Origin of the sequence: Stenotrophomonas sp. 2619 (assembly GCF_040548725.1) — a bacterium.
Lineage (GTDB): Bacteria > Pseudomonadota > Gammaproteobacteria > Xanthomonadales > Xanthomonadaceae > Stenotrophomonas > Stenotrophomonas maltophilia_AP.
Genome location: NZ_JBEPSF010000003.1, coordinates 37,135 through 51,702, shown reverse-complemented (window position 1 = coordinate 51,702; position 14,568 = coordinate 37,135). Strand labels below are relative to the sequence as shown.

The following is a 14,568-nucleotide window of genomic DNA, read 5'->3' as shown; positions in this document are numbered from 1 at the left end:
GTGGAATAACTGGGCTCAAGCGTGCGGCACGATCAGCTTCAGGCCCTTGAAGTAGTCGCGGTAAAACGTATCGTTCCAGGTGATCAGGCCATCGCACTGCAGCAGCGCGTGGGCCCCCACCATGAAGTCGTCGAGGCTGCGTCGGCCTTGGCCGCGCTGCCGGTGGCGGCGCTGCATCTCGCCAGCGCGCAGGGCGGATTTGGCCTCCAGCGCGTTGAAGTGGACGCCCATTTCTTCCAGTGCTTCCAGCACCTCGGCGCCGCCGCGCAGCGAGGCGCAGAGCTCGGCCAGGGTCGCGCCGCAGACCACTACGCGGCCGCCGACCAGGCTCTGGCGCAGGCAGGCCTCGACCGCATCGGCCTGCGGGCCGTTGCTGAGCAGTTCGATCAACACCGGTGAATCGACGGCGATCATCGCGGGCTCAGTCTTCGTCACGGACGGCCTTCACAGCAGCCGCGGACGACTCGAACCCGTCCAGTGCGAATTTGCCGCGGGCACGCGAGATCGCATCGTCCACGCTCTTGCGCAGGATGATCCGGCCTCCTTCCAGCTCCACGGTGAGCTGGGTGCCCTTGGTCAGCCCAAGGGCATCGCGCACGGCCTTGGGCAGCGTGATCTGTCCGCGTTCAGCAACAGTAGCTTCCATGGGTAGGCCCTCTTCGGTATGTACGAATTATACATACCTGACCCCGCATACCGCCAGCGCCCGACAGCGTGTCTCAACACCCCGTGCGATGCAGATCACAGCGTGAGGGAAAAGGCCTTCCCGCGCGCCACGCGCCCGGCAAGCCGGCTGTCAGGCATCTGAACCGTTCCCATCCATTCGAGCCCCGCGGGCATCGATACCGCCTCCAGCAGGTGCACGCAGCGGAGGCGCTGGTGGCTGTCGCAGATCCGCAAGCGGTGCAGCAAGGTTTCCTGCCACCGAGCATCCGGTACGACCACCACGACGAGCCTATGCCGTTCAGTGCACCGCTTCGACTGCTGCCGCAGCAGACTTACCGACCGCGCCACCGCGAGTACCCGCTGGAGAGCACGAACGAAGTCATCCCGCACATGATCGGGGAATGCGAACGGCACGAACGTGGCGGCGGGTGCCACGCTCTCCCACTCTTCGGCGTCGGCGTAGGCGGCTACTGCGTCGGCCGCGATGGTAAGCCGCAGGGGCCGGAGTGCCGCAGGATCTGCACCGCGGGCATGCAGCAGCCGCAGTTGCCAACGGTGGCAACGGCGGCCCATGTCCGAATGGCCCCTGCACTGATCCAGCAAACGCTGGGCCACTGCGGTGTCGCCTGTCTCGATTGCATCCTCGACGGCCATCGACATCGCCAGGGTCAGGTCCGGCGTGCCAGACGCCAGCGCCTCCTCTACCGTGGCACGCCATTCCGCCTCGCCCAACTCCCTCTGGAGCCAGGCCAGCCGCTCCACCGCGTGGGCAGGCAATGCCTGGGTGACCCGACGGCAGAGCAACTGGTCCCTCTCCCGCCGCAGCCGCTCGCAACGGGCCACGTGTCCATCCCACGCGTCGGCGGCATCCTGCGGCCACCGGTGATCCAGGGTATCGGCCAGCGAGGTGGCAACAGCCAACGGCACCAGCGTTGAGAGCGCCGAGCCGGCCTGATCCACCGGCTCCAATGCCGGTGTGCAATCTCCCAGCAGCAGCTGGATCCGATCGCTCAAGAGCGGATGTGTAGTCGAGGGCACGACGCTGCACAACAAGGCCTCGTCAAGCCAGTACTGCTGCTCTCCCCGCCCAGGCCACTCCGGACCGTCCGCCAGTAAACGGCCAAAGGGCGCGGCGGCAGGTGCAGCACCGGTGCCGGTAGCCGGAAAGAACACGGGCCACCAGCGCGTGGACAGGGTGTACTTGGCCAGGCCGATCACGGCCAATGTTTCGGCCATCAACGCCGGACCGCAACAGCGGGCTGCCGCACGGTCGGACCGGTACTCGCAACTGTGCGCCAGACGCCGCCATCCGCGTTCCGCCGTGGGGCCACACACACGGCCCACCCAGGCAACCACGGCCCACACCCCTCGAGCGTACTGCGTGTGGGAAGTACCCGGAATGTTGCCCGAGGTGATCGCCAGCAACCTCGCCAGAACGGTATCCACTACGGCCCGCATCCCCCCGACATGCCCCAGCTCATGCGCCAGAACGGCCCGCAGTTGTGCAGGCGAAAGCGCCGCCATCAGCGGGAAGCCCAGTTTCAACACCGCTGCCGATGTGTCGCCCGGCATCCAGCGGCGCGTCACCTGAATGGAGGCATTGCACGCGTCATGAAACCAGATCTGGTCGACCGTCGGCACCTCCATCCTGCCGGCCACTGCATCCACTTCGGCGAACAGCGCGGGTGCATCGGCCCGTTCCACGACAGGCCATGCAGCAGCCGCGTCCGGCGCCGGCCGCCAGGTGGCCAGCATCCGTCCAGCGCGGCATAGGTGAACGGCGGCAACCGCGGTTGCCGGCGCCAGCAGAACGAGCAGCCAAGGCTGGCGTCCACCCCAGTACCACGCGAGTACCAGCACGCCAACCAGTGGCGCGGCAAGGATCACCGCGAGCGGCAACGCCAGCACCGCGGCCGCACCGCTGCCGGCAAGCAGACCGCCTGCGGCGTCCAGACAGTAGCGAGCTGCAGTCGCGGCCGCTGGACGATCAGCCGACATTGGCGGCCTGCGGCGGGGCGCCGAACGTCAGGGCATGCGCTGCGGGGACGACCCGTAGGCGGTCGCGCGCAATCGCGCGCCGCCAACGCAGCTGGCCTAGCCAGTAGCCCTTCATCTGCAGCCGATAACGCAGCTCTGCGACCCCTGGGTCATCTGGTTCGCGTTCTTCGGCACGCTCCAGCCAGACGCTGGCCAGCCAACGGTTGCAATCGACGCCCACTCCGACCAGGAATGCATTGGCCAGGTGCCTGGACGCCCACGCTTCCAGCGCGATGTCATCCTGAAGCCAGATCCGCGGCAGCACCTCATGCACGGCCTCCCAACGCTCCTCGGCCGTTCCATCCCACAGCAGCTGTACAAGATTCTTCATCGCGAACGGCCACGCCCGATGATGCGGCCCGGCAACGTCATGGACCCGCCGATAGCACCGCAGCGCATCGAGGCGCGCCTCAGGGCTGCCGCTTTCGTCGAATACACCGGCACGCCTGCATGCCCAGTGGCACAGTGCAATGGGGTGATCTGCAGCGGCGGCCTGCTCCAGCAATGCTGCGCTGCGCGTCGGATCCGGCGCAGCACGGCCACATCGGGAAGGCGCTGCGGTAGTTGATATCACCTCGGAGTAGGACAGCATCGCGTCCGCATGCCCGCGCGCGACCAGGCGTTCGAACAGCGCGATGCCAGCGTCCGAATTGGTGTCGTACAGATTGAGCGCATGCTGGCCCACATAGAGGTGCTCGACATCCGCCATCCTCAGGGCCAGGCTAAAACGCTCCTCGCGGCACCCCGCCGCTGCCGGCGCATCCCCCTCAAGACCGGCAAGGCCGGCCGGACGCGCAACGTCGAGCCACAGCAATGCGCTCGCATCGTTGTGCAGCAGCTCTTCAAGTCTCAGGCAGCGGCCCATGAGATCGGCGCTGTCAGGAATCCCGGCGTCAGCCGTGCATTGCTGCAACGTATATAGACTCCATTCCGCAAACCGGTACGGCATGAGCTCGAACATCTGCACCAGCATCGTGTAGACGCGCTGCATCATCACCGGATCCCAACGCACGACACTGTCCACCTCCGTGCGCGCCAGACAGGCCAGGTGCCGGGTGTAGGCGCGCAGCACACGTGCACGCGTGACCGGCAGCAGCGTGGTGGTCAGCAGCGCGTCGAGGCATTCCTGCACCTGGGCAATGTCGTCGGCATCTTCGCTGTCCTCAAGCATCCCGATCCAGTCGTTCTCCTTGAGCTCGCGGAGGTGATTGCGCTGCGCCTCGGTCAGCCCACTGCAGATCGGCCCATCGATGAAGCCCTGCATCTGCTCGTGGCTGCCACCCCAGCGCGGATAGAGAAAGTAGAGATAGTCGCAGAGCAGGTCCAGGTCATCGGGACTCACCGCCAACGCCTGACGCAACCAGTAGATCTTGCCGTCCTCGAACTCATGCGGCAGCCGAGGCGCCAGGCAGGCCGGCAGGCTGGGAATCTGCTGCAGCGGCCCACCAAGGGCGGCCACATGCGCCAGGCCCGCCTGCCACATTGCATCATCGTGCTCCCCGGCGGCGGAGCAGTCATCGGGTGCTGCGCCGGCCTGCTGCGCCAGCAGCCACTCCGGCTCGCCGAGATAGCAGGTCGCCCGCAGCAACCGGTGCCACGCCATGCGCCCCTGCGGGTTGCACTCCAGCGCCTGCAACAGGCAGGCCACCGCCTGCTCGCTGGCCATGCCTGCCCCGATCCACTGCGCGCGGCTGACCCGGTCCGCACACTGGCCGGATCGGATGCGTGCGGCCGCCGCTTCCCAGGCGATGCCCAGGGCGAGCCACGCATGGTAGCTGCGCGGGCTTCGCGCAGCCCATGCCCGCAATGTCTGCATCAGCGCGGCATGCTCCAGCCACGGTGCGACCAGCTGCTGCAGCAGCCACTGCGCGGAACCCATTCCAGTACGGCGACTGCCCAGGTCATCACGTGCCGCAAGCAGCAGCTCCAATGCCTCGCTGTCGCCCGCCAGGAGCAGCCTGCGGGCCGTGGCACGGGCGCTGACGGCGTCGACCAGTTCCGGACGCTCATGGGGGGTATCGGACGTTCAACGGTCATCTGCTTGGCCTTGTCGGTATCAACCGAGCACTCTGTGCAGCCCGCCCGGCCAGCGCCATGCAATAAGTTGCAACGTCATTGCCGGGGATGGGAACCGTGACACAGGCACTACACACAGCCATGTAACCTTGCGTCCTGCGCCAAGGGCGTTGATCCGGCCCTGTCTCCGCCATACTGGCGGGGATCCCGGGGGCCGGCATACCCCGGCAAACGCAAGCAGGCCTGCCTCGGGCGGGCCAACGCAAGCCATCCGCAAGAGGAGTCACCCGCATGAGCGATTCGTTCTCCACCCGCAGCCAGCTGGACGTCGGCGGCACGACCTACGACTACTTCAGCCTGCCCAAGCTCGGACAGCAGTTCGACATCTCCCGCCTGCCCTACTCCATGAAGATTCTGCTGGAGAACCTGCTCCGGCACGAGGACGGCGGCGCCACGGTCGGCCGCGACCACATCGAGGCGGTGGCCCGCTGGAACCCGACCGCCGAGCCGGACATTGAAATTGCGTTCATGCCTGCGCGCGTGGTCCTGCAGGATTTCACCGGCGTGCCGTGCGTGGTCGACCTGGCTGCGATGCGCGACGCGGTGGTCAAGCTGGGCGGCCGCCCGGAACAGATCAATCCGCAGATCCCGTCGGAACTGGTGATCGACCATTCGGTGCAGGTGGACGTGTTCGGCACGCCCGACGCGCTGGACCTCAACGGCAAGATCGAGTTCCAGCGCAACATGGAGCGCTACGGCTTCCTGCGCTGGGGCCAGAAGGCGTTCGACAACTTCAAGGTGGTGCCGCCCAACACCGGCATCGTCCACCAGGTGAACCTGGAGAACCTGGCGCGCGTGGTGATGACCGCCGACAAGGACGGTACGCCGGTGGCCTACCCCGACACCGTGTTCGGCACCGACAGCCATACCACCATGATCAACGGCATCGGCGTGCTCGGCTGGGGCGTGGGCGGCATCGAAGCCGAGGCGGCCATGCTCGGCCAGCCCTCCTCGATGCTGATCCCGCAGGTGGTGGGCTTCAAGCTCACCGGCAAGCTGCCCGAGGGCGCCACCGCCACCGACCTGGTGCTCACCGTCACCCAGCAGCTGCGCAAGCATGGCGTGGTCGGCAAGTTCGTCGAGTTCTTCGGCGAAGGCCTGCAGCACCTGCCGCTGGCCGACCGCGCCACGATCGGCAACATGGCCCCGGAATACGGCGCCACCTGCGGCATCTTCCCGATCGACGAAGAATCGCTGAACTACCTGCGCCTGTCCGGTCGCAGCCAAGAGCAGATCGCGCTGGTCGAGGCCTACGCCAAGGCGCAGGGCCTGTGGCACGACGCGCAGACCGCGCACGCCAGCTACAGCGCCACGCTGGAACTGGACATGGGCACGGTCAAGCCGTCGCTGGCCGGCCCCAAGCGGCCGCAGGACCGCGTGCTGCTGGAAGACGTCAAGCAGAACTACCGCGACAGCCTGGTCGGCCTGACCACCAACCGCGACAAGCGCAACGCGGATGTGTCCAACTTCGTCAACGAAGGCGGCGGCGCGGCGGTCGGCAACGAACAGCTGGCCAAGGGCTACAGCGATGTCGAACTGGACGGCACGACATTCCGCCTGAAGGATGGCGCGGTGGTGATCGCCGCGATCACCTCGTGCACCAACACCTCCAACCCGGCGGTGATGATCGGCGCAGGCCTGCTGGCGCGCAACGCGGCCGCCAAGGGCCTGGACCGCAAGCCGTGGGTGAAGACCTCGCTTGGCCCAGGCTCGCGCGTGGTCACCGATTACCTTGAAAAGGCCGGTGTGCTCACCGAGCTGGAAAAGATCGGCTTCTATGTGGTCGGCTACGGCTGCACCACCTGCATCGGCAACTCCGGCCCGCTGCCGGCCGAAGTAAGCGCCGGCATCGCCGCCGGCGACCTGGTGGTGACCTCGGTGTTGTCGGGCAACCGCAACTTCGAGGGCCGCGTGCACCCGGAAGTCAAAATGAACTACCTGGCCAGCCCGCCGCTGGTGGTGGCCTACGCGATTGCCGGTACCACCGACATCGACCTCACCACCGAACCGCTGGGCAATGACCGCGACGGCAACCCGGTCTACCTGCGTGACATCTGGCCGAGCAACAAGGAAATCGGCGATGTGATCGCCGCGACCATCGGGCCGGAGATGTTCAAGCAGAACTACGCCGACGTGTTCAAGGGCGACACCCGCTGGAACACCATCGCCTCGCCGGATGGCGACCTGTACGCATGGGACGGCGCGTCGACCTACATCAAGAACCCGCCGTATTTCGACGGCATGACCATGCAGGTCGGTCACGTCGACGACGTGCATGGCGCGCGGGTGATGGGCCTGTTCGGCGACTCGATCACCACCGACCACATCTCCCCGGCCGGCAACATCAAGAAGGACTCGCCGGCGGGCCGCTTCCTGCAGGAGCGCGGCGTGCAACCGGCCGACTTCAACAGTTACGGCAGCCGCCGCGGCAACGATGACGTCATGGTCCGCGGTACGTTCGCCAACATCCGCATCAAGAACCTGATGTTCGGCGGCGAGGAAGGCGGCAACACGCTGTACTTCCCCACCGATGGCGGGGAACCGCAAAAGCTGGCGATCTACGACGCGGCCATGAAGTACAAGGCCGACGGCGTACCGCTGGTGGTGTTCGCCGGCAAGGAGTACGGCACCGGCTCGTCGCGCGACTGGGCCGCCAAGGGCACCAACCTGCTGGGCGTCAAGGCCGTGATCACCGAGAGCTTCGAGCGCATCCACCGCTCCAACCTGGTGGGCATGGGCGTGCTGCCGCTGCAGTTCAAGGCCGGCGAGAACGCCCAGAGCCTGGGCCTGGACGGCTCGGAAACGATCGACATCACCGGTTTGAACGATGGCGCCAGCAAGACGGCCACGGTGACGGCGACCAAGGCCGATGGCTCGGCGAAGACCTTCGAGGTCCACGTCATGCTGCTCACGCCGAAGGAAGTGGAGTACTTCAAGCACGGCGGCCTGCTGCAGTACGTGCTGCGCCAGCTGGCAGCCAAGGGCTGATCCCGGCCGGCAGGCCCCGACCGTTGCTCGGGGCTGCCGCGAAGGGGCCACGACCGACGGTCGTGGCCCCTCTGTCCGTGGCCCTGCGCGGCCGTCTCCCCTGCGGCGAATCGCCGCCCCTTCACGCCCCCTTCGCCTTTTCCATCCGGCCCGGTATGCTGGCCGGACGTGAACTGGCGGATACTCAGGGCCAGCACACACTTCATCAACGATTCCTGGAGGGGGAATATGAGTCTGGAACGTCCCTGGCTGCAGAGCTATCCCAACGGCGTACCCGCCGAGATCGACGTCAACGAGTTCGCTTCGGTCTCTGCCGTGTTCGATACCTCGGTGGCCAAGTACCGCGACCGTCCCGCCTACTCCAGTTTCGGCAAGCAGCTCACCTACGGTGAAACCGACGCGCTGGTCGAGCAGTTCGCTGCCTACCTGCTCGGCGAGCTGCAGCTCAAAAAGGGCGATCGCGTCGCCCTGATGATGCCCAACTGCCTGCAGTACCCGGTGGCCACCTTCGGCGTGCTGCGCGCCGGCCTCACCGTGGTCAACGTCAACCCGCTGTACACCGCGCGCGAGCTCAAGCACCAGCTGGTGGATTCGGGCGCCGCGGTGCTGGTGGTTGTCGACAACTTCGGCGACACCGTCCAGCAGGTCATTGCCGACACGCCGATCAAGCAGGTGATCACCACCGGTCTGGGCGACATGCTCGGCGCCAAGGGCCTGCTGGTGAACTTCGTGCTGAAGTACATCAAGAAGATGGTGCCCAACTACAGCATCCGCGGCGCGGTGCGCTTCAACCAGGCGCTCAAGCTGGGCAGCCGCCACACCCTGCCCAAGGTCGAGATCGACCACGAGGATGTCGCCTTCCTGCAGTACACCGGCGGCACCACGGGCGTGGCCAAGGGCGCCATGCTCACCAACCGCAACCTGATCGCCAACATGCAGCAGGCCTCGGCGTGGCTGTCCACGTCGGGCATCGAGCCGGGCAAGGAAGTGATCATCACCGCCCTGCCGCTGTACCACATCTTCGCGTTGACGGCGAACGGCCTGGTCTTCATGAAGTTCGGTGGCTGCAACCACCTGATCACCAACCCGCGCGACATGAAGGGCTTCGTCAAGGAGCTCAAGGCCACCCGCTTCACCGCCATCACCGGCGTCAACACGCTGTTCAACGGCCTGCTCAACACGCCCGGCTTCGACGAGATCGACTTCTCCACGGTCAAGTTCACCCTGGGCGGCGGCATGGCCGTGCAGCGCGCGGTCGCCGAGCGCTGGAAGAAGGCCACCGGGGTGACCCTGGTGGAAGCCTATGGCCTCACCGAGACCTCGCCGGCGGCCTGCATCAACCCGCTCAACCTGGCCGAGTACAACGGTGCGATCGGCCTGCCGATCCCGTCCACCGATGCCTGCGTCAAGGATGACAACGGCAAGACCCTGACCCCGGGCGAAGTGGGCGAGCTGTGCATCAAGGGCCCGCAGGTGATGAAGGGCTACTGGCAGCGGCCGGAAGAAACCGCCCAGGCCATCGACGCCGACGGCTGGCTGCACACCGGCGACATGGCGCGGATGGACGAGCACGGCTTCTTCTACATCGTCGACCGCAAGAAGGACATGATCCTGGTGTCCGGCTTCAACGTGTACCCCAACGAGGTCGAAGACGTCATCGCGATGATGCCCGGCGTGCTCGAAGTGGCCGCGGTCGGCGTGCCCGACGAGAAGTCGGGTGAAGTGGTCAAGGTGGTCATCGTCAAGAAGGACCCGAACCTGACCGCCGAGATGGTCAAGGAACACGCCCGGGCCAACCTGACCGGCTACAAGCACCCCCGGATCGTGGAATTCCGCAAGGAACTGCCGAAGACCAACGTCGGCAAGATCCTGCGCCGCGAACTGCGCGATACGCCGGCGGCGTAAGCGGGCGGAGCAACCGCACTACCAAACGCCCGCAAGGCACTGCCTTGCGGGCGTTTTCGTTGCTGGCAGAACATTCTGCGGCGTTGCGACCGTGCCTCGGCCTACTTCCCGTAGCGCTCCTGCAGGATCTTCAGATAGTCGGCCAGAGGGCCCATCGACATGCTTGCCCTGCGCGAATCGACGCCATCCGGGTCGGAAAGGGATGTTGCAACCGCCTTTCCCGCCACGATCTCAACCTGGGTGCCGTAATACTGCTGCTTGCCTTCGGCCAGCAGAACGCGGTCGGTCAGTGCGGCGAACTGTTGCCTGGACATCTGACGCGAGTCCATCAACGGCCTGGCAAGCTCCAGAGCGCGCCGCTGAAACGCCGGATCATCGGTTGCATGTTGAACCAGCAGGAAGGCAGTAGATACGCCGTCCCGACCCACCATGCGGACGTCGGGAAACCCCACGTCGTCAAAGATTCTCTTTATCTCCCCGATATTTTTTCTGTCAATTTCCCGCATCTCGGCCAGCAGCTTTTCGCGCGCGGCTCCCGTCGCCGTGGAAAGCCCGGCCCGAGTGGCCTGGTCGCCCGCGATCATCTCTCCCAGGCGTCGACGAACTGCCGGCTGGGTATACGGTTTGAAGTCCGCCGAGAGCCGGGGATCACCATTGATATCAGAAAGGCTTTGCCCGGCCGCGTACGCGGACCTTGCTGAAGCGGTCTGCTCCTCCACAGATGGCAGGCCATAAAAATCACGGAAGAATCGTGCCCCACCGATGCCATCCAGCACCGGGCTGATCGCAATCCCGCCGTCGACCAGCCCCATGAGTGTTCCGTACGACTGGGTCTGATCGTGCCGGATCTGGATGTGATCGGAGAGCCGCGCGTAGCCAAGCGGATCGATGTCCATACCCACCCGATCATCCAGGAGCCGCAACAGCTGCTGCTGGAAATCAAAATCGTTCGATGCGCGGAGCAACAGTGTGCCGGCATTGTCGATGCCGTCCCTTCCCACCGCATCGAACGTGGGCCAGCCTCGTGTTTCAAGCAGGTCCCTGAAGCGCGCCAGTGCCGTTGCGGACAAGGGGTCCGTGCTAGCCGCCACCTGGGCAGCGATGCTTCTCTCGAGGTCCTGGTCCGGACCTTTCGCGCGTGAAATCCCGAGAGTGCGTTCGGCAGAGGACGCGGTCGTCGCTCCAACCAGGAGTGCGATAAACACGACCGCTGACGTTGTCACGCGCCCAACGCCTGCGACGTAAATTCCCTTCATTCCACCCCCCCTTTAACCCCTGTCATCGCGCCAGGAAACCACGCAATGGCGTAAGCACCCGCCGCACGTGACAGCAGAACGCGACCACTGAAGGGTCTATTAGTTACAGATCGGCACGCGGCGGGCAAGTGGCCCCGGCAGCGAGGGGCAGACCCGCGCACCTCCTCCCTGACCCGATGCACCCCGTCAGGATTCGTTCTATTCCGAACGCCGCCACCCAGAGCCCGGGACCTGCCGGGCCGGAGCCCGCAGCCTGCGCCAGAGCCCCGCGCCGCAAGGCTTTGCGGGGGTCAGCGCGGCATGAAGCGGTCCCGGATGACAGCCACCGGCCGTGCCTCGGTCTCCCGGGGCTGCGCCTGGCCGGGGCAGCGCTTGCGGGCGGTTCACACCCCGCGCATAGAATCACTCGCCGCCGCACGTTCTGCTCGCCCCCTTCATTCTCCGTCCGCAATGCGGTCGGCCGGACGGTCTTACGGAGAACTCCCATGTCTGCAGTCCATCCCTTTGCCCCCCGCCCGCAGCTGCACCCGACCCTGCGCATCACCGAAGAAGCGCACCGTGACGTGTACTGGATCCACATGCACGCCAACCTGGTCGACAACCCCGGCCGCCCCTGCTTCGCCTCGCGGCTGGTGGACGATATCGTGGGCTACCAGCGCGAGCTCGGCGAACGCCTGAGCATCTCCCATGCGCTGTCCCCGCATGTGGTGCTGGCCTCGGACAGTGACGTGTTCAACCTGGGCGGCGACCTGGAGCTGTTCTGCCGCCTGATCCGCGAGGGCGACCGCCCGCGCCTGCTCGACTACGCCCAGCGCTGCGTGCGTGGGGTGCATGCGTTCCACGCCGGCCTGGGCGTGCGCGCGCACAGCATCGCGCTGGTGCAGGGCAACGCGCTCGGCGGTGGCTTCGAAGCCGCACTGAGCTGCCACACCATCGTGGCCGAGGAAGGCGTGCTGATGGGCCTGCCCGAGGTGCTGTTCGACCTGTTCCCGGGCATGGGTGCCTACTCCTTCATGTGCCAGCGGATCAGCCCGCGCCTGGCCGAGAAGATCATGCTGGAAGGCAATCTCTACACCGCCCGCCAGCTGCACGAGATGGGCCTGGTGGACGTGGTGGTGCCGGTCGGTGAGGGCGTGGCCGCGGTCGAGCGGGTGATCAAGGACAGCAAGCGCATTCCGCACGCCTGGGCGGCCATGCGCGAAGTATCGGAAGTGTCCAGCATGGTGCCGCTGCACGAAATGATGCGGATCACCGAGATCTGGGTGGACACGGCCATGCAGCTGGGCGAAAAGTCGCTGCGTACGATGGACCGGCTGGTGCGTGCACAGGGACGGCGCAACGGTGATGCCGGCTGAGCCTGGCCATGTTCAGGAGGGCGTGCACTCGTCGCCATCGGACTGCCGCAGGGCGACAGCCCGGGCGTCGAGTGCCTTCCTTCCCTGCCGTAACGCATTGCCCAGCGCGGCCGCACGCGGGGTCCATTCGGCCTTGAGCTGCCAGTCGGGCATGCGCATCAGTTCACCCCCGGCGCTGGCCACCTGTACCAGGCCGAGGTTGCTGGCCACCCCACGCAGCGCGTGGGCGTGTTCGCGCAGCTGATCCCAGGCCTGCTGTTCACCACTGGCCTGGATGCGGGCCATGCAGCCGTCGACATCGCTCAGGCACTGGGCGATGAACTGCTTTTCAAACCCCTCCCCCATGCCCAGCGCGGCCAGTTCGTCGAGCACCGCCGGATCGAGTGCGCCGGCCACCACCGGCGCGGCGGGCACCGCCTGGATGCCCGGCTCGGGCCGGGTGTTGGCGGCGATGTCGGCCAGGATGTCCAGCAGGCGCGTGGCCACCACCGGCTTGGCCAGGAACGCCCGCGCGCCGGCCTGTTCGCAGCGCAGGATCGAATCGGGGGTGACGTCGGCGCTGAGCACCATCACCGGGATGTAGGGCATGCCACTGGCCTGCATCACCCGCAGCTGCTTGAGCAGGTCCAGCCCGCTCATGCCCGGCATGTGCAGGTCGACGATGGCGGTGTCGAAGTCGGACTGCTCCAGCATGTCCAGCACCTGCTCGCCACCGTTGACGCAGACCACCTTGTGGCCGGCCTTTTCCAGCAGGCGCTGCAGCACCATGCGGTTGGCCGCATGGTCGTCGGCCACCAGCACGCGCAGGCTGCGCACCCGGGCGCGGTGGCGCAGGAACGGATTGGAGAACGCAATGACGTTGCCGTTCTCGGTGGTGTCGCCGGTCAGTACCGGGGTCATCGCCACGTCCAGCGCGATTTCCACCCAGAACACGCTGCCGCGTGGGCTGTTGGGGGCATAGCCGATGCGGCCGCCCATCGATTCCACCAGGCCCTTGGCAATGGAGGTGCCCAGCCCGGTGCCCTCGTGGCGGCGGGCCAGGCCCACGTCGGCCTGCTCGAAGGCATCGAACAGGCGCTCGCGCAACGCAGCCGGCACGCCGATGCCACTGTCGAGGATCTCGAAGCGCAGCATCACCCGCTCGCCAGCCTGGCCGTCCAGCAGCGACACCCGCAACGCCACGAAGCCGTCATCGGTGAACTTGACCGCGTTGCCCATCAGGTTGAGCAGAATCTGCTGCAGGTGGCCGGCGTCGCCGTACAGGCGCGGCGGCACGTGCTCGTCCACCACTACGCGGTACTCCAGCGCCTTGGTGCGCGCCTGCGGGGTCAGGATCAGGTTGATCGCCTGCAGCACGTCGGCCAGGGCGAATTCGTGGCGCTCCACGCGGACTTTGCCGGCCTCGATGGCCGAGATGTCCAGCACCTCCTCCACCAGCGCCAACAGGCTGCGCGCCGAGGCCTGGATGGTGTTGAGGCACTCGCGCTGCTCCTCGTCCAGGCGCGTGGTGGCCAGCACTTCGGTCATGCCGGCCAGGCCGTTCAGCGGGGTGCGGAATTCGTGGCTCATGTTGGCCAGGAAGCGGCTCTTGGCCTCGTTGGCCTGGCGCGCCTCGGCCACCGCGCGGGTCAGCGCATGCAGCAGCGAATCGAAGTACAGCGGGATCGCCGCCAGGCCCAGCAGCAGCCCCCACGCCAGGTAGCTGTGCTGCTGCCAGTACGGCGCCAGCATGATGGTGCACAGGAAGGCGACGCAGCCCATGGCCGTGGCCACGCGCAGGTAGGTACTGCCATAGCGCATGCCGTTGCCGATGGTGACCCACAGGCACACCGCATACAGCGGCGCGGCCGGCTCGCCCTGGATGGTCATGATCAGCCCCATGCAGGAATAGTCGGTGAGCATGCCGATCACCCGCCGCACGTGCGACACGCCCGGCTGCAGCAGGATGGCCACCAGCAGCCCGGCCGACACGGTCAGTTCGAAGGCCAGGATCAGCCAGGTGGCCAGCAGCGTATCGCCGTGGTTTTCCAGGTAGCGCCAGCCCAGGTAGATGATGAACAGCGCGGTGATGGCGATGCGGATCAGGTTCTGCGCGTGCTCGCTGTCGGGCCGGCCGGACAGGCGCTGCTTGAAGCGGGCCAGCAGGTGCTGCTTGCCGGCGTGGCCGGTGCGGGGAGAGTCGTTCATGGGGGGCACTCGCATGCGTCGGCGCAGCAGGGTCGAGCAGCACATCGGCACCACTGCCAGCCCCAGCCAAAGGAAGAAAGCCAGCCTGGCGTTGTCCA

Annotated in this window: 9 protein-coding genes; 3 read left to right on the top strand and 6 right to left on the bottom strand. The window is 66.5% G+C overall.

The genetic code is table 11. From position 1 onward, the window contains the following. Positions 1–15: 15 nt before the first annotated feature. The 4 genes from ABIA71_RS04600 to ABIA71_RS04585 form a co-directional block, all read right to left on the bottom strand. Positions 16–414 carry a type II toxin-antitoxin system VapC family toxin gene (locus ABIA71_RS04600; RefSeq protein ID WP_121036709.1) on the bottom strand — a complete coding sequence of 133 codons (399 nt, stop codon included), beginning with the start codon at positions 412–414 and terminating at the stop codon, positions 16–18. A gap of 7 nt (positions 415–421) precedes the next feature. Beyond that, complete coding sequence (locus tag ABIA71_RS04595) at positions 422–646, bottom strand: AbrB/MazE/SpoVT family DNA-binding domain-containing protein (RefSeq protein WP_354283515.1); 225 nt, start codon at positions 644–646, stop codon at positions 422–424. A gap of 95 nt (positions 647–741) precedes the next feature. Further along, complete coding sequence (locus tag ABIA71_RS04590; protein ID WP_354283513.1) at positions 742–2,664, bottom strand: M48 family metallopeptidase; 1,923 nt, start codon at positions 2,662–2,664, stop codon at positions 742–744. Beyond that, positions 2,654–4,633 carry a DUF4034 domain-containing protein gene (locus tag ABIA71_RS04585; protein ID WP_354283511.1) on the bottom strand — a complete coding sequence of 660 codons (1,980 nt, stop codon included), beginning with the start codon at positions 4,631–4,633 and terminating at the stop codon, positions 2,654–2,656. Before ABIA71_RS04585 ends, ABIA71_RS04590 begins: the two co-directional genes overlap by 11 nt. Before the next feature lie 377 nt (positions 4,634–5,010). Between ABIA71_RS04585 and acnA the strand changes: the two genes are divergently transcribed. Continuing rightward, the gene (gene acnA / locus ABIA71_RS04580) at positions 5,011–7,767 is read left to right on the top strand and encodes an aconitate hydratase AcnA (protein ID WP_354283509.1); all 2,757 of its coding nucleotides are present in this window, start codon (positions 5,011–5,013) and stop codon (positions 7,765–7,767) included. Between the two features lie 228 nt (positions 7,768–7,995). Next, positions 7,996–9,672 (top strand): long-chain fatty acid--CoA ligase, encoded by a 1,677-nt coding sequence (locus ABIA71_RS04575; protein ID WP_354283507.1) that lies wholly within the window; start codon positions 7,996–7,998, stop codon positions 9,670–9,672. Between the two features lie 101 nt (positions 9,673–9,773). Here the strand turns inward: ABIA71_RS04575 and ABIA71_RS04570 are convergent, their stop codons facing one another. Beyond that, a complete protein-coding gene (locus ABIA71_RS04570) occupies positions 9,774–10,928 on the bottom strand; it encodes a DUF6624 domain-containing protein (protein WP_354283505.1) in 1,155 nt (384 codons plus the stop codon). 485 nt (positions 10,929–11,413) lie between these two features. Here ABIA71_RS04570 and rpfF point away from each other — a divergent pair, with 485 nt between their 5' ends. Then, a complete protein-coding gene (gene rpfF, locus ABIA71_RS04565; protein ID WP_128098049.1) occupies positions 11,414–12,283 on the top strand; it encodes a diffusible signal factor synthase RpfF in 870 nt (289 codons plus the stop codon). Between the two features lie 12 nt (positions 12,284–12,295). Here rpfF and ABIA71_RS04560 read toward each other — a convergent pair whose 3' ends face one another. Continuing rightward, the gene (locus ABIA71_RS04560) at positions 12,296–14,470 is read right to left on the bottom strand and encodes a response regulator (RefSeq protein ID WP_354283748.1); all 2,175 of its coding nucleotides are present in this window, start codon (positions 14,468–14,470) and stop codon (positions 12,296–12,298) included. Positions 14,471–14,568: the final 98 nt, after the last annotated feature.

Coding starts and splice junctions, on each gene's coding strand:
- ABIA71_RS04600 (WP_121036709.1), bottom strand. CDS start 414: ATGATCGCCGTCGATTCACCGGTGTTGATCGAACTGCTCAGCAACGGC.
- ABIA71_RS04595 (WP_354283515.1), bottom strand. CDS start 646: ATGGAAGCTACTGTTGCTGAACGCGGACAGATCACGCTGCCCAAGGCC.
- ABIA71_RS04590 (WP_354283513.1), bottom strand. CDS start 2,664: ATGTCGGCTGATCGTCCAGCGGCCGCGACTGCAGCTCGCTACTGTCTG.
- acnA (WP_354283509.1), top strand. CDS start 5,011: ATGAGCGATTCGTTCTCCACCCGCAGCCAGCTGGACGTCGGCGGCACG.
- ABIA71_RS04575 (WP_354283507.1), top strand. CDS start 7,996: ATGAGTCTGGAACGTCCCTGGCTGCAGAGCTATCCCAACGGCGTACCC.
- ABIA71_RS04570 (WP_354283505.1), bottom strand. CDS start 10,928: ATGAAGGGAATTTACGTCGCAGGCGTTGGGCGCGTGACAACGTCAGCG.
- rpfF (WP_128098049.1), top strand. CDS start 11,414: ATGTCTGCAGTCCATCCCTTTGCCCCCCGCCCGCAGCTGCACCCGACC.
- ABIA71_RS04560 (WP_354283748.1), bottom strand. CDS start 14,470: ATGAACGACTCTCCCCGCACCGGCCACGCCGGCAAGCAGCACCTGCTG.